Here is a 22,186-nt window from a genome sequence, read left to right on the forward strand (position 1 = left end):
GGCTCATCCTGCGTAGTCGCGTTCGGGCGGCGCGAAGCCGCAGCCGGTGCCATCCTTCACCTTCACGTCGTCGCTCCACGGCAGCCGGTAGCGGCCGGCCGCCATGTCGTGCATGTAGGTGTAGGGGCAGTCCTGTGCGCCGCCCTTCACCGCCACATAGCCGCGGTGGTAGAGCTGGTAGATGTTGTTTTCCACGCCCCAGCCGGTGCGCGCCTCGCGCACCAGGTCGGGCCGCAGCTCGGCGGTGATGATCTCGTCCACGCGCCCGCCCCCCTCCACCAGCAGCGTACCGTCGAAGTTGCAGAACATGCCCTCGCCCATCGAGTCGAAGCTGCCATCGCTGCCGCACATGCACACGCTCGCGGTGTACGCGAGGTTGCAGAAGGCGTTGGCCTGGTTGGTGATCTTCCAGGCATGGCGTATCGGTGCGGTGTAGCCGGCGGTACGCAGGATGATCTCGGCGCCCTTGTATGCCGCCTCGCGCGCCATCTCGGGGAACATGCCATCGTGGCAGATGATGAGCGAGAGCCGGCTGCCGTTGGGGCCGTCGCACACCGGCACGCCAAGGTTGCCGGGCTCCCAGGGCTCGACCGGCACCCACGGATGCAGCTTGCGGTAATACAGCCTGACGGCGCCCTGGTCGTCGATGATCAGGCCGCTGTTGTAGGGGTTGCCGCCAGGGTTGGCCTCCATGATGGAGAAGCAGCCCCAGATGCGGTGCGCGACGCAGGCCGCCTTGAAGGCCGCCACCTCGGGCCCGTCGAGCGTGCACATGATCTCGGGATTCGTGTCCATCGAGAGGCCGTGCAGCGCGTACTCGGGAAACACCACGAGATCCATGGTCGACTGGTTGCGGCGCGCCTTGCCGACCAGTTCGCAGATGCGCGCGGTCTGCGCCGCGAGGTCGGCAGGTGTCTTCACGCTGGGCAGTTGCAACTGCACCAGGCCGATGACGACGCCCTGCGCCGATTTGTTGAGTCCGCCGAGACCGCTCATGGGCGGACCTCCAAGGAAACGAAATGCATGGGATCAACTCCTTGTCGAAGAAAGCTCGCCCGGGCTGCCCACGGCCACCTTGCCCGGCCTACAGGTCAGCACCAGGATCAGCAGCGTCAGCACATACGGCACCGTGTTGAACAGGTGGTAGCCCCAGGCAATGCCAATGCTCTGCAACGCCGGCCCCACCGCCCCCGCGCCGCCAAACAGCAGCGCCGCGCCCATGCAGCGCAAGGGGCTCCAGCGCGCGAAGATCACCAGCGCCACGGCGATCAGCCCCTGGCCGCTGGAGATACCTTCGTTCCAGCTTCCGGGGTAGAACAGCGTGAGCGATGCCCCACCCAGCCCCGCGATGGCGCCGCCCGCCGTCGTGGCCGCGATGCGGATGCCCGCCACCGAATACCCCAGCGCACGGGTGGCGTCTGCAGAATCCCCGGCCAGGCGCACCAGCAAGCCTGCGCGGGTACGCGCAAAACCCCACCACAGCGCCAGCGCCAGCATCAGGCCGATGGGCACCAGCACGTTCACCTGCAAGGCCGCGCGCACGGCGGCATTGCTGCTCCAGTCGGCCAGCGCGATGGACGGCAACTGCGGGGCCTGCGGCTGGATCAGCGGCTTGCCCAGATAGAACGCCAGGCCCGTGCCCAGCAGCATGAGCGCGATGCCCGTGGCCACGTCGTTGACGCGCGGCAGCGAACACAGCACGCCGTGCAGCGCGGCCAGCAATGCGCCAGCCAACGCGCCCGCCAGCACGCCGACCCAGGCCGAGCCGCTCCAGTAAGCGCCACCGAACGCGGCCATGGCCGACAGCACCAATACGCCCTCCAGCCCCAGGTTGATGCGGCCCGACTTTTCCGTCAGGCATTCGCCCAGACTCACGAACAGGAAAGGGGTTCCCACACGCAGCGCTCCGCCGACGATGGCGGCGGCGAAGGCAATCCACTGGTCGGCGCTCATGGCGTTCCCTCCTGCGCCTGTTGCCGCACGGGCGCTGACACGGCCCGCAGCCTGGCACGCACGGCTTTCCAGTCCACCGTGCGCAAGGCCTCGCTTGCCAGGATCAGCACGAACGCGATGCCTTGCAGCACCTGCACCGACGCATCCGGCAGGCCCAGCCGGCGTTGCAGCAGGCTGCCCGCCGCACCAAAGCCGCCGAACAAAATGGCCACCGGAATGACCGCAAACGGGTTTTGCCTGGCAATGAACGCCACCAGGATGCCCGCATAGCCATAGCCCGCGATCAGCGATGCATTGGCGTTGGTCTGTACCGCCGCCACCTCCACCGCACCCGCCAGCCCGGCACAGGCACCGCCCAACCCGCAGGCCAGCAGCACCAGCCGCGACGCAGGCAGCCCCACCAGTTGCGCGGTGCGCGGGTTGCCGCCCACGACACGCACGGCAAAGCCCGATGCCGTCCATTGCAGCCAGAGCCCAAGCCCCAGGCAGACCAGGACGCCGAGCACCAGCCCCCAGTGCACGTCGGAACCCGCGATGCCGCCGATCTGCAGCCCGGCGGCCAGCGTGCGGGTGGAGGGTTTGTTCAGGCTGGCCGGGTCGCGCAACGCGCCCTCCACCCAGAACTTGAACAACCCGATAGCCACGTAGGCCAGCAGCAGGCTGCTGATGGTTTCGTTGATGCCGCGGTACTGGCGCAGCCAGCCGGCCAGCATGACCCACAACGCACCGGCCACGGCACCCGCGGCGCAGATGGCCGCGGCACCAGCGGCATTGGCGGGCAGCGGCAGCACGTAAGGCAGCGCGGCGCAGGCCAGACCGCCCAGCACCAGCGCGCCTTCTCCGCCAATGATGATGAGGCCCGCACGCGCCGGTATGGCCACGCACAGCGCCGTCAGCATCAGCGGTGCCGCGCGTTGCAATGTGTTCTGCCAGGAGAACCAGTCACCGAACGCGCCTTTGAACAATACCGTCCAGGCGTCGATCGGGTTGACGCCCGCAGCCACGTAGACAAACACGCCGAATAGCAGCAACGCCGCGGCGATGGCAAGCATGGGCAGCAGGGCTGCGCGGAATACGGCGCGCATGGCGGCGCAAACTGGGCCAGCCGGGCAATCAGCCGATCGAGCCTTGCACGCCCTCGACCAGGTAGTTCATCTTTTCCAGCTCCAGGTCGGTCTGCTTGTGCACCTTGCCCGCAGCGATGACTTCCTTGCCCTTGTTGTCCTTGAGCGGGCCCTTGAAGATGTCGAAGCCGCCTGCAAGCATCTTGGCCTTGATGTCGTCGGCATTCTTCTTGGCCGCGTCGCTGACCGCTGGGCCATAAGCGGAGGTTTTCACGTAGCCCGCCTTCAGGCCCCCGCGCAGGAAGTTCGGATGGGGCTTGCCGGCCTGGGCCGCCTCGACAACCGTCTTGTAGGCCGTAAGCCAATTCCATTCCGCTCCTGTGAGGTAGGCCTGCGGAGCCAGCTTGGCCTGGCTTGCGTGGTAGCCGCAGACCATCTTGCCGCGTTTGGCCGCGGTTTCGACAATGACCTTGGGGCCGTCGACGTGCATGGTGAACACGTCGCAGCCCTGGTCGGCCAGGCTGTTGGTGGCCTCGGCCTCCTTCACGGCCATGGACCAGTCGCCGGTGAAGATCACGCTGCAAGTGATGCCCGGCTTGACCGAGCGTGCGCCCATGGTGAAGGCGTTGATGTTGCGCAGAACCTGCGGGATCGGCTTGGCGGCCACAAAGGCGATCTTGTTGCTCTTGGTCATGTGGCCCGCGACCACGCCATTCAGGTACTGGCATTCTTCGATGTAGCCGAAGAAGCTGCCCACGTTCTTGGGCATGCCTTCGGTCCACAGGCCGCCACAGTGCGAAAAGCGCACGTCGGGATACTTGGGCGCCAGCGCCAGGACATGCGGGTCGAAATAGCCGAACGAGGTAGGAAACAGCAGCGAAGCGCCGTCCTGCGCGATCATGCCGGTCATGGTCTTTTGCACGGCCACGGTTTCAGGCACGTTTTCTTCCTCGACCACCTTCACGCCGGGCATCTTCTTGAGTTCCGCCGCCGCCTGGGCCTGCGCCTGGTTGTAGCCGTAGTCGTCGCGCGGGCCGACGTAGATCACCCCCACCGTCAACGGCTTCTGCGCCCGCGCCAGCGGACTGAGCACACCCAGCGTGCCAGCAGCGCCAAGCACGGCCAAGGATTTGAGGGATTCGCGGCGATTGAACTGGCTCATGGGGCGCTCCATTGGTGAGGTGGTATCTAAATCACAGGAAAATCGCAGGATCGTCTAGTGCAGTGTTCGATGCTTGGCGGCACAAATGAAAGCGATGCGTTTTGGCGCAGGGCAAGGCGCAAACCACAGCGATAGCCGTAGCTATCGCGAGGATTTGCAACGCCGCCATGCGTCAAAAGGCGCGGTTTCATGTGCTGCTTAGCGTTGAACACTGCACTAGGATACAAGTTTGTATGCACAAAACATACCAACGAAAAAACGTCCGCCAGCGACGGATTTCAGTCCAACAGGCTCACATGCGCGGCCACGACGCGCCAGCCTTGTGCAGTGCGCATCCAGGTCTGGCTTTGTCGCCCTGTTTTAGTGCTGCCCTGGCGCTGGAATTCGCAGTTGGCGGTAGCGAAGTCACGTCCATAGGTGGTAATCACCACGCGCAGCAACTGGCGCATCAGGCCCTGCGATGGCCTTGCGGCGCGGAAGGCTGCGATCGCGTCATGCCCGTACAAGTTTTCGGTTGCGCCATAGCGCAGCGTGTGCGGACTGTTCCAGAACAGTTCATCGAGCACTTCCACCTTGTTGTGGACCAGCGCGTCTTCGTACCGGTCGAAAGCTGCGCGCACTTCCCCAACGATTTCCGACAGATTGATTGCGTTGGCAGTGTGCATGGTGCTCAGGCGAGGGCAGCAATGGGCGCCCGCGTGACCCCCGTGGCTTCCAGCTCTGCGGCCACGCGCAATACGGCGTCTTCGCGCCAAGGCGCGGCGATCAATTGCACGCCGATGGGCAAGCGCTCGTGCGCACCCCACACCGGCACAGCGCAGACCGGCAGGCCGATGCAAGAGATCGGCTGCGTCAGCAGGCCCATGTTGGGGCGCACGGGCAGGCGCTGGCCGTTCAACTCGAAGAACTCCTGCCCGATGGGTGTGGCCGCGCAGGGCGTGGCGGGAGCGACGAGGACGTCGAGGCGTTCGAACACGCGCGCCGCCTGCTCCGCATAAAGGCGCCGCACGCGCTGTGCCCGCGCCACCCAGGCAGCGGGCAACAAGGTTCCGGCCAAAAACCGGTCACGCGACAGCGGCTCGAAATCCTGCGGGCGCTGGCGCAAGTCCGGCAGGTGCAGGGCCGCCCCCTCAGAGTTGGTGATAAGAAACGCCGCAGCGCGGCCCGCCTCCACCAGCGGTAGGTCAACGAATTGTTGCGCCCCCAGCGCCATGGCCACGGTATCGGCCGCAGCCAGTGCCTCTGGCAGCGCCTGCTGCCGCAACCAGCCACCCAGCACCCCGACCCGCAGGCCGCGCGCGCCCTGCGCCAGTTGCGGCAATACGGCGTCCACGGGGCGCTGGGCGCAGCCGGGGTCGGCGGCATCTTCTTCGGGGCCCTGCATGGCGTCATAGGCAAGCGCCAGGTCACGCACCGAACGGGCGAACGGCCCGAGATGGTCCAGGCTGGAAACGAAAGGGTAGGTTCCCGTGCGCGGCAAGCGCCCAAAGGTGGGTTTGAGGCCATAGATACCGTTGAGCGATGCGGGCACGCGGATGGAGCCATTGGTATCGGAGCCCAGGGTGATCGGCACTTGCCCCGCCGCCACGGCCGCGGCCGAACCGCCGGAGGAGCCGCCCGCGATGCGCGTCAGGTCGTGCGGGTTGCAAGTAGGGCCGTAGTGCGTGTTCTCGGTAGTGAAGCCGTAGGCGTATTCGTCCATATTGAGCGCGCCGACCAGCACCGCGCCCGCGCGCTCCAACCGCTGCACCAGCAGTGCGTCGGCCTGGGCCGGTGCGCTGTCGCGCTCGATCTTCGCGCCAGCCAACGTAGGTACGCCGGCAATGTCGAAAAGATTCTTGACTGCAAAGGGAACGCCCAGCAACGGCAGGCTGCGCGTGCGCGCAGCCTGCGCACCGGTCAGCGCAACATCGATCTGCGCCGCGTTTTGCAGGGCACGCTCCTGCGCGATCTCGGTGAAGGCATTCACGCGACCATCCGTCGCCGCGATGCGCGTCAAGGCGGCCTGCGCCAGCGCCGTGGCGCTCACACTGCCAGCGCGCACGCCAGCGGCCATCGCCGCAGCGTCTTGGCGCAGCCACTCGGCGGGCGTCATCGCTGCACCCCGCTTGGCACCACGGGCACGAAGGCAGCAGCGCTGTCGTCATGCGCCGCTAGCGGCACGGCATCGAGCTGCACGGCAAACTTCGCCGCCAAGGCGAAATAACGCAGCACGCCGGGGCGGTGCTCTGCGTGCAGCGGCAGCTCCAGCATTGCGGCGGCGGCGTCCACGAACTGTTCCTGGGTTTCGGGGTTCATGCCCTACCTTTCATGTCAGTTATCCATGGCGCTCGCGCGCCACCCGCGACGCATGAAACTGGCGCCGCCCAATGCCAGGGATACCGCGCAACCGGCTTTGCCGGGCCGCCGGTATCGCCCCCGGCAAGGGGGTTCGCGGCCACACGCAGTGGGCAAGCCTGGCGAGCGCGTTTCACATCAACGCCGCACTTCGCGCTGGAAGATTTCCAGGCTGCGCTTCTTGGCGGCAACAAAACTCGGCTGCGACAACGTATCCACCGTGCGCGGCCGCGGGTCTTCGTAGTGCAGGATTTCGGCGACCTTCGTGGGCCGCTTGGTCAGCAACAGGATCTCATCGGCCAGGTACACGGCCTCCTCCAGGTCATGCGAAACCAGCAGCATGGTGGTGCCAGTCTGCATGAACACCTCTTGCAGCTTCTCGCGGATGAACAGCGTCATCTCGAAGTCAAGCGCGGAAAACGGCTCGTCGAGGAACAGCACTTCGGGCCGCGATGCCAGCGCACGCATGATCGATGCCGTCTGCTGTTGGCCGCCCGACAGCTCGTAGGGATAACGCCTGAGGTCGAACTTCACGTCGAACGAGGCCACCAGCTCTTCCATGCGGCGGTCTACCTCGGCTTTGTTCTTGCCTTCAAGCAGCAGCGGATAGGCGATGTTGTCGATGGTGCGCATCCACGGGAACAACGCTTCGCGGTAGTTCTGGAACACATAGCCGATCTTGGTGTCGGAGAGCTGTTTGCCGTCGAACAGGATTTCGCCCTGGTCGATCGGCACCAGGCCCGCGATCATGTTGATCAGCGTACTTTTCCCGCAGCCGTTGGGCCCGAAGACCGAGACGATCTTGGCCTTGGGAATGTCCAGATCAAAATTCTCGTACAGCGGCCAGCCGGCGAAATACTTGGTCAACCCACGGATGGTGATGTGCGTGCCCGCCGGGCCGGGCGTGAAGCGCGGCCGAGGCACATCGGCGTAGACAGGGGCGTTGATGGTGGCATTCATGGTGGTTTACCTGCCGCTCCAGTGGACGATACGGCGCTCCAGCACCAAGAACGCGATATTGAGCACGTAGCCCAGCGCGCCGGCGGCGAGGATGGCCGCATACATGGTCTTCACATTGAGTACCTGCTGGGCATCGATGATGGCGTGGCCCAGGCCGTTCTCGGAGCCGATGAACATTTCGGCCACGATCACGATGACCAGCGCCATCGACACGGCCGAACGCAGGCCCACGAAGCTGGGTTGCAGGCTTTCCCACAGCAGCACGTCCTTGAAGATGCGCCAGCGCGAGGCCCCCATGACCTTGGCCGCCATCACGCGCTGCTTGCGCGCGTTGATGACGCCATAGGCGCTGTTGAATACCACGATGAGGAAGGCGCCAAAGGCTGCGATCGCCACCTTGTTGATATCCGATACGCCAAAGATCAGCAGGAATAGCGGGATCAATGCCGACGAGGGCGTCGAGCGAAAAAAGTCGATCAGGAACTCAACGCTGCGGTATGCGCGTTCGTTGCTGCCCAGCAGTACACCAAGCGGCATGCCCACGGCGGCGGCAATGACGAAGGCCTCCAGTGTGCGCTTCACGGTCACGAGAAAGTCGGTGAGCAGCGGCCCGCCGGCCAGCCCCGCAGCCAGCGCCACGAGGGTGTCCGCCGGACTTGGCAGCAGGATCGCCTTGATGAGCCCCGCGCGCACCACCAGGTCCCAGATGATGAACAGCGCCACAGGCCCCACGAAAGGCAGTACCCGGTCGGTGATGGGGGTGCGCTGCGCGGCATCGGATGATGCCGGCGGTTGCCATCCGGCGGCGCCAGCGGCAGGCACAGGGTGTGTGACGGCCTTGGTTGTCATGGCAATCACACCTTGTAGATCAGCGGGGCGACATCGACTTTGCGCGAGAAGATGCCCTTCTCGGTGAACAAGTCATAGAACTTCTGGAAGTAAGCCACGTCGCTGGGCTTGAACTCATCGTGCAGCATGTAGGCCGCCAGCGGCACTTCGTTGGTCAAAGGGCCCTCGATAGCGGTATAGCCCTTCATGTACTGGCGCGCCTCGTCCGGCCTCTCGCGCACCAGTTGCACGCCGCGCCTGTAGGCCGCAACGAACTGGGCTGCAGCCTGCGGGTGTTGCTTGATGAATTCGCTCGTCAGGCTGGCCGCACCGCCATGCCACGGGGCCAGCGGGTCGCCCAGGATGTAGTGCGCCACCACACCGGCCTCGAGCACGCGCGTACTGCCGTTCAGGCGCCCCACGGTGCCGGTGGGCTCCAGCGTGTAGCAGGCATCGACCTGGCCCGTGGCAATGGCCGCCACATGCTGACCAATGGGCAACTCGACCACCGAGGCACCGCTGGCACCCGCACGCTCCAGCATGGTCTTGGCCAATGTCACGTTCTGGATACCGGGGCCCGATGCCACTTTCTTGCCCTTGAGGTCGGCCACTGTCTTGGCAGAGCTGTCCTTGGCGACAAGGAATTCCTCCAGTACGTTCTTGGCATTGCTGGGGTTGGTACAGAAAATCTTGAACAGGCCCGGCTGCGCGATGTCGCCGATCGCCAGATTGGCGGCGCCCGTGCCGTTGGCGCTGCCGTCGCTTCGGCCCGCAAGCATGGCCTCCATCACCTGCTGGGCACCGGCGAACTTCTGTGGCTCCACGTCCAGGCCCGCCTCTTTGAAATACCCCTTCTCGACCGCTGCGAAGAACGGCAGACCCGCAGCCACGGGCCAGAAACCGATGCGGATCTTGGGCGCGGCCTGCGCGCGCACCAAGGTCGGCGCAGCCAGCGCGCTGGCCATGGCGGCACCGACCTGGAGAACGATGCGCCGGCCCGGTTGCCTGGCGGCCATTGCCGGGTGAATGAATGAACTCATGTGTTGTACCTCCGTTGAAAGTAAAGACAAGAACACTGCACTAGTTCGCTTGGGCGCGATACGCCTTCCAGCCGCCATGGTGCGTCACGTCTTCGGCATGCAGCAGCGCATGGCCTTCGCAGACGAAGCCATGCACCCAACGGCCATCGGCCAGTTCCACGCTGCCCAGCGCCAGCGGTGGCGGCACCAATGCGAGAAAGCTCCCCACGGCATGCAGCGGCACCTGCCAGATTTCGACGGCAATGGCGGCACCGCCTGCTTCCACGCGGGCCAGGCCCGGCTTGGGCGGCGTGGTGCCAGACAAGGCATACAGGCGGTAATGCGGCGCGGTGGCCGTGGTTTGGGTCAGGCGCGCCTGGCGCTCGATGAGCTGGCCGTTCAACGGCATGCCGCTCAGGTGCGCACCGACCACAACCAATTCGAGGTGGGTGGCCGGCGTGGGCCGCAGCGCCGGAATGGACAGCGGGGCCGGCAACGGCTGGCCCATGGCACCTTGTGGCAAGGCGGTGGCGTGGTGGAAGCGTTGGCCCAGTTCCGCCAGTTGCCAGTCGCCGCCTGCAGGGCCAATCAGCGTGATGCCAAAAGGCAGGCCGTCCGGCCGCAGCGCGGCGGGCACGGCGAGTGCGGCATAGTCCATCAGGTTGACGAAGTTGGTGTAATAGCCCAGCTCGCGGTTGCGCTCCACGGGCTGTTCGCGCATGGCAGCCAGCGTGCAGTGCGTAGGCGCCGTCGGCACGCACAGCACGTCTATGCCCTGTTTCCCCCGCCACATCGCGCTGGCCTGCTGCGTCAGCGCCTGTAACCGATGTTGGGCGTCGAACACGTCGGCAGCCCCGTACTGCTGGCCCGCCGCCAGGATGGAGCGCACGGGCTCGATCACCGCGCCGGGCTCGGCGTCGAAAAACCCGCGCACCGCCGCGTAACGCTCGGCGACGAGCGCGCTCTCGTACAGCAGCGCCGCGGCATCGGCGAGCGGCGCATAGTCGATGGGCACAGGCTGGCCGCCCAGCGCCTCCAGCCCCGCGACGGCCTGGGCAAAGGCCGCGGCGGCCTGCTGGTCGCCGAAGAACTCCAGCTGCGATGGCACGCCGAAACGAAACGCCGCAGACAGCGGCTCGGTATGCATCGGCAGTGGCCGCGAATAAGGGTCTGCAGGGTCATAACCCGCCAGGCATTCAAGAACACGCACCGCCATGGCGACGGTAGGCGCGAGGATGGACACACAATCCACGCTCTGCGCCGCAGGCAGCACGCCACGCGCGGACACCAGCCCCTTGCTCGGCTTCAGACCCACGATGTTGTTCAGCCCAGCGGGCACGCGGCCCGAGCCCGCAGTATCGGTACCAAGTGCAAAGTCGGCCTGGCCCGTGGCGACCACATAAGCCGAACCCGAGCTCGAGCCGCCACTGACGTACCGCGCATCGAATGCATTGGGCACCGCGCCATAAGGGGAGCGGCTGCCGTTGAGGCCGCAGGCGAACTGATCCAGATTGGTCTTGCCCAGCAGCTCCGCGCCCGCGTCGAGCAGCCGCTGCACGCTCGCCGCATGCACAACGGGCGTGTGCGCAAATGCGGGGCAGGCGGCAGTGGTGGGCACGCCCGCCACGTCGATGTTGTCCTTGACGGCAAAGCGCAGGCCCGCCAGCGGGCCTTGTGCGTTGCCGCGCAAGCTGGGTTCCAGGCGCTGGATCCATGCGGCATCGGACTGGCCGCCATCGCCACCTTGCTGTGCCATGGGCGGCATATGCGTGGAATGTTTTTGCATGTTTTGCTAATTTGCATTCAACCTTGTATCCAAGATTAGCAAGACATATGCCAAAGCCACCCAACTTGCAGGCGTGAGCGCGAAAACCGTTCGTTTTCTCTCTGGCGGCATCCAAAAACCAGCAGCAGCCCGTGCATGGCAAACCTGTGCGAGGCACTGCCCGCGCACCAGCGTGGACATGCCATGCACCACCCAGGGCAAGTCCCAGGGCCCCGCCATAGGCAATTCCCATATGTATTTGGCGCGCGAGATTATGCGGAATCGTTCGTTCTCAGGGTGCAACGCACTGCCTACGCTCAGGCCTCTCACTATTCCCTGGAGAACTCGCCATGAATGACCGCCTGCGCCCCGCCCACGCATCCCGCTCCGTCGCCGTCAAGGCACGGCTTGACTATCCCGTGATCGACACGGACGTGCACGTCAACGACTTCGCCCCCGCGCTGGAGGACTACGTGCAGCACTACGGCGGCGCGGCCCTGGTCGATGCGCTGCGCAAGGCATTGGGCGGGCGTTTTGCCACGCGCGACGGCGCCGGCCGCGACTGGTACCAGCAGACCCCCGCCGAGCGTCAGCACAACCGCACCCTGCGCGCACCCTGGTGGGCGCGGGTGACGCGCAACACGCTGGATCTGGCCACCTACACCCTGCCCGACCTGCTGGCCGAGCGGCTGGAGGAACAGGGCGCCGACTATTCCGTGCTGTTCCCCAACGACGTGCTGGCGCCCGCCGCCGCGGGCGACGAATTCCGCCAGCCGCTGCACCGCGCCATCAACCACTTCCACGCCGACCTGTACCGCAAGCATGCGCATCGCCTGACGCCCGTGGCCGGCATTCCATTGAACACGCCGCAAGAAGGCATCGAGGAGTTGGAATTTGCCGTCAAGACGCTGGGGCTGAAGGTCATCAACATCGCCGGCGGCGTGCGCCGGCCCATCGCGGCCCTGGCCGAAAAATACCCCAGGGCCCAACACCCCGAGGTGGCGCGCCGCGCCAGCTACACCGACTTCTACGGCATCGACAGCCCCTATGACTACGACCCGTTCTGGGCCAAGGTAGTGGAGCTGGGCGTGCCCATCACCACGCACTATGGCAGCCAGGGGTGGACGGGGCGTTCCTCCATCAGCAACTACATGTTCAACCACATCGGCCACTTTGCCGACGGCTCGCAGGCATTCGCCAAGGCGTTGTTCTTCGGCGGCGTCACCAGGCGCTTCCCGGGTCTGCGCCTGGGCCTGCTCGAAGGCGGGGCCGACTGGGGCGCGCATGTTTACATCCATCTGGTGGACCGCTGGGAGAAGCGCAACCGCAATGCGGTGCAGAACTACAACCCCGCGCACGCCGACCTCGACCTGCTGGCATCGCTGTTCGAGCGCTACGGCAGCGAGTTGACCAAGGGCCGGCCGCTGAACCGCGAGACGCTGCTGCGCGACAGCCTGGGGATTTCGGCGCTGCCGCACAGCCGCGAGCCCGAAGGCGCGGAGTTGGACGACTTCGCCGCCGCCGGCATCGAGCGCGTGGAGGACATCCGCACGCGCTGGCTCGACAGCTTCTACTTCGGCTCCGAGGCCGACGACCGCACCGTGGGCGCGGCCTTCAACACGCGCGCCAACCCGCTGGGCGCCAAGGTCAACGCCATCTGGTCGTCCGACGTCGGCCACTGGGACGTGCCCGACCTGACCGAGCCACTGGCCGAAAGCTGGGACCTGGTGGAACAGGGCGTGCTTTCGCCCGCCGACTTCAAGGCCTTCGTGTTCGGCAACCCGTACCGCTTCTACACCGAGGCCAATCCGCACTTCTTCGCCGGCACCGACGTGCAACGCAAGCTTTCCACCTCCACGCACGGGGCCTGACACCATGCACACCCCACCGACATCACCGCGCCGGCGCGCGCTCGCATTTCTGGCTGCGCTGGCATTGGCTTGCCTGCCCGCCCTGGCGCTGGCGGCTCCACCACAAGCCATCCGCATCGGCGTGGCCACCGCGGGCGGGGGCGATCCCCTCACCTGGGGCGGCTCGCCGGGCGGCGTGGTGCGCGTCAACCACCTGCTCGAAGACGAATTCAAGGCCAGCGGCATCCAGGTCGAATGGCTGTTCTTCAAGGGCGCGGGTCCGGCGGTGAACGAGGCGCTGTCGAACCGGCAGATCGACTTCGCCTACCAGGGCGACCTGCCGCAGGTCGTGGGCCGCGCCAACGGCCTGAAGACCAAGCTGCTGCTGCCCTGCGGCGCGCGCAACAACCTCTACGTGGTGACGCCGCCCCACTCCGACATCAAGGGCATCCAGGATCTGAAAGACCGCAAGGTCTCGATCTTCCGTGGCACCAACGGGCACCTGGTCGCCATCAAGGCGCTGGCCGCCAACGGCCTGACCGAGCGCGACCTGAAGGTGGTGAACCTCGACGCCGGCAGCGCACAGGCCGCGCTGGTGTCCAACGGCGTCGACGCGGCCTTCGGCGGCTACGAGTGGTTCAAGCTGCGCGACCAGGGCCTGGCCAAGGTGATCTACACCACCCAGGGGCAGGACCCGGCCTTGACGCGCCAGGCCGCGCTGCTGGTGCGCGAGGAGTTCGCGAAAGAGCATTCGGCCGAGGTGCAGCGCGTGGTGGACGTGTTCGTCAAGGCGGCCGATTGGTCCTCCGACGAGAAGAACCGCAGCGCGTTGTTCGACATCTGGGCCCGCAGCGGCACGCCCGTCGCATCGTGGGCGGCGGAGTTCGATCAACAGGACCTGGCCGTGCGCAATTCGCCGCTGGTCGATGCCTTCATCATCGCCCGCTACAAGGCCGTGGTGCAGGACGCGCTCAAGCTCAAGCTGATCCGCCGCGAGGTCAGCGTGGACGATTGGTTCGACACCCGCTATCTCCAGGCCGCGCTGAAGAAGCAGGGGCTGGAAAAACGCTGGCCCGCGTTCGACGCCAAGGGCCGCCCGCTGCCCGGATCGGCTTTTGTGGCCACCGTCCGCTGAACCATGACAGAAGCCGCCAGCGCCCTCGCCGCCTCGCCCGCGGCAACGCCAACGCCCACGGCTCATGGCGCAGCCCTTTTCTGGCATGCCCTGCGCGGCGCGGGCGGCTGGCTGGAGCCCTTCCTGCTGCCGCTGGCCCTGCTGGCGCTGTGGTGGGCCGGCGCCGACCGGGGCTGGATACCGCCGCAGGTGCTGCCCTCGCCGCAATTCGTGGCGGACACGCTGCGCGAGTTGGCGACCAGCGGCGACCTGTGGCTCCACACCGGCGCCAGCCTGCAGCGCGTGTTGGTGGGCTTTGCCGCCGGCAGCGTGCTCGGGTTGCTGCTGGGCACGGTCATGGGCCTGTCGCGCAGCGTGGAAGCCTATGCGCTGCCCAGCTTCAACGCGCTGGTGCAGATTCCGGTATTGGCCTGGCTGCCGTTCGTGCTGCTGCTGGTGGGCATCGGCGAGCCGCTGAAGTACATCCTGATTGCCAAGGCCGCGCTGGTGCCGGTGGCGCTGAACACCTTGCAGGGTTTCCGCCAGGCGCCGCAGGCACTGCGCGAGGTGGGTGCGGTGTATGGCTACACGCGGCGCCAGCAGGTGCTGGAAATCGTGCTGCCCAGCGCCTTGCCCACCTTGTTCACCGGCCTGCGGCTGGGCTTTACCAAGGCCTGGCTGTCGCTGGTGGTGGTGGAACTGGTGGCCTCCAGCGAAGGGCTGGGCTACCTGATCGTTTACGGGCGGCAGTTGTTCCAGCTCGATCTGGTGATGGCTGCCGTGATCGTGGTGGGCGCCATCGGCTATGTCATCGATCGGCTGCTGGACCTGGCCGAACGGCGCTTCATCGGCGGGGCGCACTGATGGCTTCCACGACGCACACGCTCGATTCCGCCGAGCTGGCCACCACCGCCCCGCTGGCTCCGCGCGGCGCGGGCCGTTGGCGCGGGCTGGTGCTGCCGCTGGCGTCCATTGCGCTGTGGTGGCTGGCCGCACGGCTGGACATCGTCAACTCCGCGCTGCTGGTGTCGCCAGATAATGTGGCCATCACCGGCTGGGATCTGATTGCCAGCGGGAGCCTGTGGCGCGCGCTCGCGGCCAGCCTGGCGCGTGAGTTCACGGGTTTTTTCATCGGCACCGCGCTCGGGCTGGTGCTGGGTGCGCTGCTGGGGCTGTGGCCACGCTTCAACCGGCTGGTGGGGCCGAGCTTCAACACCTTCAAGCAGATTTCGCTGTTCGCGTGGATACCGCTCATCTCGGTCTGGTTCGGCCTGGGCGACATGGCCAAGGTGGTGTTCCTCTCGCTGGCGGCGCTGGTGCCGGTGGTAGTCAACACCGCGGGCGGCATCCGCAACGTGCCCGCGCCGCTGCTGGAGGTGGCACAGGTCTATGGCTACACGCGCTGGCAGACCGTCACGCAGGTGGTGCTGCCGGCGTCCATCGCGTCGATCTTCACCGGCATCTACCTGGCGCTGATCTATTCGTGGCTGGCCACCATCGGCGCCGAATATCTGCTGGTGGCCGGGCACGGCGTGGGCAACCTGCTGATCGAAGGCAGTGAACACTTCCAGATGGACCTGGTGATCTTCGGCATGGTGGTCATTGGCCTGGTGGGCTGGCTCGCCAATGCCAGCGCGCGGCTGCTGGAGCGCCGGCTGGCGCGCTGGGGCGGGCGCGCCTGATTTTTTCGATACACATCCCATGACCACCATCGACCAGAACCAACTCGACATCCGCAACCTCGGCAAACGCTACGCCAGCACCCAGGCCCAGGGCGGCGTGCTGCAGGTGCTGCAGAACATCAACCTGCACGTGCCGGGCGGCCAGTTCGTCAGCATCGTGGGTGCCAGCGGCTGCGGCAAGTCCACGCTGCTGCGGCTCATCCTGGGCCTAGACGCCGCCTACGAAGGCCAGATCGCCCTGGGCGGCGCGACGCTGCACGGGCCGGGCCTGGAGCGCGGCATCGTGTTCCAGGACCACCGCCTGTTCCCCTGGCTCACGGTGGAGCAGAACATCGGCGTGGGCCTGCGCAACGCGCCGTTGAGCGCGCAGGAAAAGCGCGCCCTGATCGCCGCCCATGTGGCGCTGGTCGGGCTGCAAGGCTTCGAGCGCTCGTACCCGCACCAAATCTCGGGCGGCATGGCGCAGCGCGTGGCCATTGCGCGCGGGCTGGTCAATCGCCCGCGCCTGCTGCTGCTCGACGAGCCGTTCGGCGCACTCGACGCGCTGACCCGCTCGCGCCTGCAGGGCGAGCTGCAGCGCATCTGGCAGCGAGAGCGCATCACCATGCTGCTGGTCACGCACGACGTGGAAGAGGCCGTGTTCCTGGGCGACCAGATCGTGGTGATGCAGCCGCACCCCGGGCGCATCCACCGCATCGTGCCGGTGCCGCTGCCGCACCCGCGCAACCGCAGCGACCCGGCTTTCATCCGTATCCGCGACGACGTGCTGAGCGACTTCCTCGACCCGGCGGAGCACGGCCCCAGCGACGACCTGCCCGCCGAGCGCCAGCCGTTCGAGTTCCCGACGCGCGGGCGCGCGCTGCAACTGGCCTGGTAGCCTTTTTCCGTCTTCGATCTTCCGCGATACAGCACCGCACTCCATGATCCTGGAAACGGCGGTTGGATGCGCCTGCCAGTGCCGTGATCGGGGTGCCGGGCAAGACGCGACGACGCGGCGGGCTGGTTGCCCGCAAGGAGGAGCAATGCCGCATGGCGCTCTCACCCACGAGGTGAACCCCATCGAAGCCGGCAACGCTCGATTTCCTGCGGCCTGGCAAGGGATGCAAAGCGGTCAACTGCTGTTTCCAGGTCCATGCGGGCAAGCCCGGCAATCCGCTCGCCCATCGGCCCCTGCGGCGGGCCTGCACAATGTGCAGCATCGCCATCCGCCCCAAGGAAACCACCGCCATGCTCCAGACCGCAGTCGTCGCCGTGCGCGACCGCGCCCGCTTGCAGGAAATCGTCGCCGTGCTGCTGCGCTTCGGGCTAGACGACCTGGTGGGCGAACTGGGCCTGAAGCGCCACACGCCTGCGGACTCGGGCGGCACGGAGGCTGGCATCGCCACTGCCACCCGGCCCGAGCGCGTGCGCCGCGCGCTGGAGCAATTGGGCCCGACCTTCGTGAAGATCGGCCAGTTGCTGGCCACGCGCGCCGACCTGCTGGGCCCCGAGTGGACGCAGGAGCTGGAGAAGCTGCACAGCCACGTCACGCCCGTGCCGTGGAGCGAGATCGGCCCGCAGATCGAGGCCGACCTGGGTGCGCCCATCGCCCAGGTGTTCATGGCGTTCGAGGAAACGCCGCTGGCCTCGGCCTCCATCGCGCAGGTCTACCGGGCGGTGCTGGCCGACGGCACGCCCGGCGGTCGCGCGGTGGTGGTGAAGGCCCAGCGCCCCGGCCTTAGCGCGCGCATCGAGGCCGACCTGCGCCTGCTGACCCACCTGGCCGGCCTGCTGGAAGACCAGTGGCCGGCGCTGGCGCGCTACCAGCCGCGCGTGGTGGCGCGCCAACTGGCCACCGCAGTGCGCGACGAGATGGACTTCACCAAGGAGGCGCAGAGCTGCGAGGCCATCGCGGCGCACTTCGCGGGTCAGGACGACATCGTGCTGCCCCGCATCGCGTGGGAATGCACCTCGACGCGCCTGCTGGTGCAGGACTACCTGGATGGCGTGGAGGGCGCCGCCGTGGCCACCACGCCGGGCCTGGACGGCGCGGTGCTGGCGCGGCGCGGGGCGCGCGCTTTTTTGCAGATGGCGCTGAGGGACGGCCTGTTCCACGCCGACCCGCACCCCGGCAACCTGCTGGCGCTGGCGGGCAACCGCGTGGGCTTCATCGACTTCGGACTGGTGGGCCGGCTGTCGGAGCGGCGGCGCGGGCAGCTCGTGGTGCTGCTGCGCGCCATCGTGGAGGGCAGCGCGCAGGGCGTGACCATGGTGCTGCTGGCGTGGTCGAGCGGCGCGGCGCACGACCTGGGGCGGCTGGAGGCGACGGTGGAGAACTTCGTCGCCCGCCACGGCAGCCAGCCGCTGTCGCTGGCGCAGGCGCTGCAGGACTTCATGGGCATCGCACGCGAGACCTCCATCCTGCTGCCGCCCGACCTGGCGCTGCTGTTCAAGTCCTTCGTCACCGCCGAGGGCATGCTGCGCCAGCTCGACGCCACGTTCGACGTGGTGGAGGTGGCCGCGCCCATCGTGCGCGAGCAGCTCGGCGCACGCTATTCGCTGCGCCGGCTGCGGCGCCAGCGCGAGGCCGTGCTGGCCGATCTGTACGACCTGGCCGACGAGGCGCCGCAGACGCTGCGGCTGCTGATGTACCGGCTGCGGCAGGGGCGCATCGGCGCCGACATCGAGATCCACCACATCGGCTGGCTGGCCGGGGCGCTGGAGCGCTCGGCCACGCGGCTGGCGATCGCGGTGGTGACCGCCGCGGCCATCCTGGGCCTGGCGCCGCACCTGATGGCCATGAGCCCTGTATGGTTCGGCGTGCCGGTGTTCCCGGCGCTGGGCATCGTTGCCGTATGCGTGGGCATCGTGCTGCTGCTACTCTCTTTCAGGCGCCGGCGCGCGCCCGATTAACCGCCCCCTTATAACCACCCCTTATCGGAGACACTCCCATGGACTACCGCCGCCTCGGAACCAGCAACCTGCGCGTCTCGGCCCTGTGCCTGGGCACGATGATGTTCGGCCAGCAGACGCCGCAGGAGGAAGCCGCGCGCATCGTCGCCTCCGCGCGCGAGCACGGCGTCAACTTCATCGACACCGCCAACGTCTACAACCAGGGCCGCTCGGAAGAAACCCTGGCGCCGCTGCTGCGCGGCGCACGCCCCGACTGGGTACTGGCCACTAAGATTGGCAGCCCCACGGACGGAGCGCCCAACCATTCGCACTATTCACGCCCCTGGCTCATCCAGGGCGTGGAACAGAGCCTGGCGCGGCTGGGCACCGACTACATCGACATCCTGTACCTGCACCGCGACTACGCGGGCGAGAACCTGGAGGAGGCAGTGCGCGCGCTGGGCGACCTGATCCGCGCGGGCAAGCTGCGCTACTTCGGCGTCTCCAACTTCCGCGGCTGGCGCATCGCCGAGATCATCCGCCTGTGCCGGCAGGCCGGCGTGCCGCAGCCCGTGGTGTGCCAGCCGTACTACAACCTGCTCAACCGCCAGCCGGAGGTGGAGATCCTGCCCGCCTGCGCCCACTACGGCCTGGGCGTGGTGCCCTACAGCCCGATCGCGCGCGGCGTGCTGACGGGCAAGTACGCGCCGGGCCGCCCGCCGGGGCCGGACACGCGCGCCGGGCGCGGCGACAAGCGCATCCTCGAAACCGAGTTCCGCCAGGAGTCGCTCCTGATCGCGCAGAAGATCGGCGAGCACTGCGCCGCCCGCGCCGTGCGCCCGAGCCAGTTCGCCGTGGCCTGGGTGCTGGCCAACCCGATCGTGAGCGCCGTGATCGCCGGCCCGCGCACGCTGGCGCAGTGGGAGGACTACTTCCCCGCGCTCGACGTTGCCATCGGCCCGGACGACGAAGCCTTCATCGACGGCCTGGTCGCGCCGGGCCACCCTTCCACGCCGGGCTACAACGACCCGAACTATCCATTCTTCGGTCGGCCCGTGGTCACGGCGCAGGCGTAGCGGCGGCGCCGCACGCCTGGCAGTAGCGGGCGAACGCGCTCCTGCGCGTGCCGCAGGCGCCGGACCTGGCGAACAGGCCGATGCCGCAGTGCGGGCAGAAGTCGGTCTTGCCGTCCTTCAGGTCCACCGCGCGCTCACAGCCGGGGCACACGCCCTTGGCCAGCCGCGCCAGGGCCACGTCGTAGTCCAGGTCCTTGCGGCGCTCGGCATCGGGCAGGGCCTCGGCTTCTTTCTGGCGCTCCAGGTAGCGGTTCAGCGCCACGATGGCGTAGCGCCCCACCAGCGCCGTGACCACGATGCCCACGGCGTAGCGCACGTAGCCGCCGTAGCTCGGCAGGTAGGGCACCAGCTCGACGAAGAACGCGAACAGCGCGAAGAAGATGAAGCCCCACACGAACGGCCAGTAGGTGCTCTTGCGCTTCTTCGCGAACAGCCAGCCCGCCACCGCCAGCAGCGGCAGCGTGAGCGCCAGGCGGTAGCCGAACACGCGCAGTTCCTGGCGGCGCCGGGCCTGCTCCAGTTGTTCCTGGGCGCCCTGCTCCAGTTGCGCCAGCATGTCCTGGGCGCGTGCTGCGGCCTGGCGGGCGTCGAGCGCAGCCTGCTCCTGCGCCTCGGCGCGCGCCTGGGCCTGGCGGGCGGCGGCCTGCAGGCCGTCGAGCGCCTGCAAGCGCGCCTGCAGCTCGGCGTTCTCGCCCACGCTGCCGGTGGCGCGGCGCGCGGCCAGCCAGTTGTCGAAGGTCTCGCGGGCGGAGCGCTGCTCGGCCTGCGCCGCGCGGGCCTTCAGCCGCGCCTGCTCCAGCGCGGCCTGGGCGTTCTGCTCGGCCCGGCGCGCGCCGGCGATGGCCGCGCGCGCCTGGGCGGCGGCCTGCGGCGCCATGAAGTCGTCGAGCGTCTGGCGCTGCTCCACGCGCGGCAGGTCGCCCACGATGGTGCTGCCCAACCCCGAGAGGAACCATGCGAACGCGAACGCCACCAGCCACAGGCCACGGCGAAACCATTGCTCGGAAAGACGCAAGCCCTTGTTCATCACCGCACCTCCTCTACTATTGAATTGATAGCTGCCACCGCAGGCAGTACCTGCGGCAGAGGCTTAAAACACCGTGCGAATCCGGCGGCGCCACGGATGCTGGCAACGGATGCTTTCAGCCCACGCTCAGCGCAGCCGGTGCGTGCTCAGCGGCTGGCCCGCGCAGGCCTGGTACAGCCGCCCCAGCAGGCCGTGGATGCGGTTCAGTTCCTCATCGGCGAAGCGCAGGAAACCATCGAGATGCATGGCGTCCTGCTCATCCTCGGGCGCCACGTAGTAGATGAGGTTCTCGCGCACGTGCTCCAGATCGGCCAGCGCGTCGTAGGCGGGTTGCAGCACGGCGTACAGTTCGCGGTCGATGGTCGCCACGCGCAGCAGGTACGAGGTCATCAGGCTGCGGTGGGTGGGCGGCAGCACGGAGCCGGTCTTGATGTCGGTGCCGCTGGCCTGCACGCGAAACATCGTCCTGCCGCCGCGCAGGAACTCGAACGAGAACTCCACCCGCGGGTCGCTCGCCGAATCCTCGTGGATCGTGCGCACGATGTGGCGGATGGCCTTGATCGTGCCGTGGTTGAGTTCGCACTCGCGCGCCAGCAGCGAGCGCAGGGCCTGCCGTTCTCGCACTTCGCCCTTGTGGCGGCGCATGGTTTCCAGGACTTCTCTGGCGATGAAAACCAGGATTGCGGTCAGTACGGTCAGGGGGATGATTTGCAGCATGTCGCTCATGAGGTCGCGGCACGCGGGCCGCCGGCCCGTGTTTAACACAGGAAAGCTATGGCTCCATGACAGCCTCCAGACTGGCCCCCCCCCTGCGCCAGCAGCGCGCCCACCTGGGCCTGCAGTGCCTCGGGCGACACCTGCGCGGCCGGCAGGCCCGGGCCCACGCTGAGCCCCACGCGGCTGAACATGCCACGCCGCAAGGGCCGCGCCATGGCGGCCCCCCGCTCGATGCGGCTGAAGAACGAGCCCCACAGGCCGGCGAGCGCCATCGGCACCACGGGCACCTCCAGCCCATCGGCACGCGCCTGCTCCAGGATCTTCATCACGCCGCCCTTGAAGGGCTGCAACTGGCCGTCGCGGGTGATGCCACCCTCTGGGAAGATGGCCAGCAGGTCGCCCGCGCGCAGCACCCGTGCGGCCTGGGCGAAGGCAGCATCGTAAGCCTGTGTGTCTTCCTTCTGCGGCGCGACTGGAATCGCCCTGGCCAGGGGTCGTGAACCAGCGCAAACACAGGCTTTCTCTCTAAAAGTGGGGGGTAATTGAGGGCTTTATTTCGGCAGCCGGCCTCTCCTGGCGCCCTCGGGATTCATCCCAAGCCGGCAGAGCCGGAACCAAACAGGTTGGAAATGCGAACGCAACCATACCCCCTCGGTCGTACGCAAGAGTTAGTCTTTTCCAATTCGGGTATGAGCCCAATACTGTTTAGTTAGATTAATTAGTGATACCATTTGGCCATATTCCTTTTCGGGGGTGAATAT

20 protein-coding genes and 1 pseudogene are annotated in these 22,186 nt (G+C 67.3%); 7 read left to right on the forward strand and 14 right to left on the reverse strand.

Translation table 11 applies throughout. The features are described from left to right. Positions 1-3: 3 nt before the first annotated feature. From PY257_RS07215 to atzF, 11 genes are all read right to left on the reverse strand, one after another. Positions 4-996, reverse strand: coding sequence for a formamidase (locus PY257_RS07215; RefSeq protein WP_275740426.1), 993 nt, complete (start codon positions 994-996; stop codon positions 4-6). 33 nt (positions 997-1,029) lie between these two features. Further along, positions 1,030-1,953 (reverse strand): ABC transporter permease, encoded by a 924-nt coding sequence (locus PY257_RS07220; protein ID WP_275740428.1) that lies wholly within the window; start codon positions 1,951-1,953, stop codon positions 1,030-1,032. Further along, positions 1,950-3,038, reverse strand: coding sequence for an ABC transporter permease (locus PY257_RS07225; protein WP_275740430.1), 1,089 nt, complete (start codon positions 3,036-3,038; stop codon positions 1,950-1,952). The genes PY257_RS07220 and PY257_RS07225 overlap by 4 nt, the downstream gene beginning before the upstream one ends. Positions 3,039-3,066: 28 nt before the next feature. Further along, entirely contained in the window at positions 3,067-4,179 is a 1,113-nt protein-coding gene (locus PY257_RS07230) for a BMP family ABC transporter substrate-binding protein (protein ID WP_275740433.1), read from the reverse strand. A 278-nt stretch (positions 4,180-4,457) separates the two neighbouring features. After that, positions 4,458-4,844: an oxalurate catabolism protein HpxZ gene (gene hpxZ, locus PY257_RS07235; protein ID WP_275740435.1), complete on the reverse strand. Its 387-nt coding sequence runs from the start codon at positions 4,842-4,844 to the stop codon at positions 4,458-4,460. Positions 4,845-4,849: 5 nt separating this feature from the next. Then, positions 4,850-6,274, reverse strand: coding sequence for an AtzE family amidohydrolase (locus tag PY257_RS07240; RefSeq protein ID WP_275740437.1), 1,425 nt, complete (start codon positions 6,272-6,274; stop codon positions 4,850-4,852). Then, on the reverse strand, positions 6,271-6,477 hold the full coding sequence (locus tag PY257_RS07245; protein WP_275740439.1) for a DUF4089 domain-containing protein: 207 nt from the start codon (positions 6,475-6,477) through the stop codon (positions 6,271-6,273). The genes PY257_RS07240 and PY257_RS07245 overlap by 4 nt, the downstream gene beginning before the upstream one ends. Before the next feature lie 177 nt (positions 6,478-6,654). After that, entirely contained in the window at positions 6,655-7,476 is an 822-nt protein-coding gene (locus PY257_RS07250) for an ABC transporter ATP-binding protein (protein ID WP_275740441.1), read from the reverse strand. A 6-nt stretch (positions 7,477-7,482) separates the two neighbouring features. Continuing rightward, positions 7,483-8,325: an ABC transporter permease gene (locus tag PY257_RS07255; protein WP_275740443.1), complete on the reverse strand. Its 843-nt coding sequence runs from the start codon at positions 8,323-8,325 to the stop codon at positions 7,483-7,485. Positions 8,326-8,330: 5 nt separating this feature from the next. Further along, entirely contained in the window at positions 8,331-9,269 is a 939-nt protein-coding gene (locus PY257_RS07260) for an ABC transporter substrate-binding protein (RefSeq protein ID WP_419095670.1), read from the reverse strand. Between the two features lie 115 nt (positions 9,270-9,384). After that, positions 9,385-11,079, reverse strand: coding sequence for an allophanate hydrolase (gene atzF, locus PY257_RS07265; protein ID WP_275740447.1), 1,695 nt, complete (start codon positions 11,077-11,079; stop codon positions 9,385-9,387). A gap of 359 nt (positions 11,080-11,438) precedes the next feature. On the opposite strand from atzF, the gene PY257_RS07270 reads away from it, so the two are divergent. From PY257_RS07270 to PY257_RS07300, 7 genes are all read left to right on the forward strand, one after another. Further along, positions 11,439-12,959 carry an amidohydrolase family protein gene (locus tag PY257_RS07270; protein WP_275740449.1) on the forward strand — a complete coding sequence of 507 codons (1,521 nt, stop codon included), beginning with the start codon at positions 11,439-11,441 and terminating at the stop codon, positions 12,957-12,959. Positions 12,960-12,963: 4 nt separating this feature from the next. Further along, positions 12,964-14,073 (forward strand): ABC transporter substrate-binding protein, encoded by a 1,110-nt coding sequence (locus PY257_RS07275; RefSeq protein WP_275740451.1) that lies wholly within the window; start codon positions 12,964-12,966, stop codon positions 14,071-14,073. Positions 14,074-14,076: 3 nt separating this feature from the next. After that, positions 14,077-14,916, forward strand: a complete 840-nt coding sequence (locus PY257_RS07280) for an ABC transporter permease (RefSeq protein ID WP_275740453.1) — start codon at positions 14,077-14,079, stop codon at positions 14,914-14,916. Beyond that, positions 14,916-15,734: an ABC transporter permease gene (locus PY257_RS07285; RefSeq protein WP_275740455.1), complete on the forward strand. Its 819-nt coding sequence runs from the start codon at positions 14,916-14,918 to the stop codon at positions 15,732-15,734. The genes PY257_RS07280 and PY257_RS07285 overlap by 1 nt, the downstream gene beginning before the upstream one ends. Before the next feature lie 19 nt (positions 15,735-15,753). After that, the gene (locus tag PY257_RS07290) at positions 15,754-16,611 is read left to right on the forward strand and encodes an ABC transporter ATP-binding protein (protein ID WP_275740457.1); all 858 of its coding nucleotides are present in this window, start codon (positions 15,754-15,756) and stop codon (positions 16,609-16,611) included. Positions 16,612-16,961: 350 nt separating this feature from the next. Next, positions 16,962-18,626, forward strand: coding sequence for an ABC1 kinase family protein (locus PY257_RS07295; protein ID WP_275740459.1), 1,665 nt, complete (start codon positions 16,962-16,964; stop codon positions 18,624-18,626). Positions 18,627-18,664: 38 nt separating this feature from the next. After that, positions 18,665-19,681 carry an aldo/keto reductase gene (locus PY257_RS07300; RefSeq protein ID WP_275740461.1) on the forward strand — a complete coding sequence of 339 codons (1,017 nt, stop codon included), beginning with the start codon at positions 18,665-18,667 and terminating at the stop codon, positions 19,679-19,681. Here the strand turns inward: PY257_RS07300 and PY257_RS07305 are convergent. From PY257_RS07305 to PY257_RS07315, 3 genes and pseudogenes are all read right to left on the reverse strand, one after another. Further along, a complete protein-coding gene (locus PY257_RS07305; RefSeq protein WP_275740463.1) occupies positions 19,665-20,708 on the reverse strand; it encodes a zinc ribbon domain-containing protein in 1,044 nt (347 codons plus the stop codon). The genes PY257_RS07300 and PY257_RS07305 overlap by 17 nt on opposite strands. A gap of 126 nt (positions 20,709-20,834) precedes the next feature. Next, a complete protein-coding gene (locus tag PY257_RS07310) occupies positions 20,835-21,425 on the reverse strand; it encodes a hypothetical protein (protein ID WP_275740465.1) in 591 nt (196 codons plus the stop codon). Between the two features lie 41 nt (positions 21,426-21,466). After that, positions 21,467-21,916, reverse strand: a pseudogene (locus PY257_RS07315) (lysophospholipid acyltransferase family protein); the annotation flags it as partial. Between the last annotated feature and the right edge of the window lie 270 nt (positions 21,917-22,186).

The sequence above is a fragment of the Curvibacter soli genome, from assembly GCF_029211125.1.
GTDB classification, from domain to species: domain Bacteria; phylum Pseudomonadota; class Gammaproteobacteria; order Burkholderiales; family Burkholderiaceae_C; genus Curvibacter_A; species Curvibacter_A soli.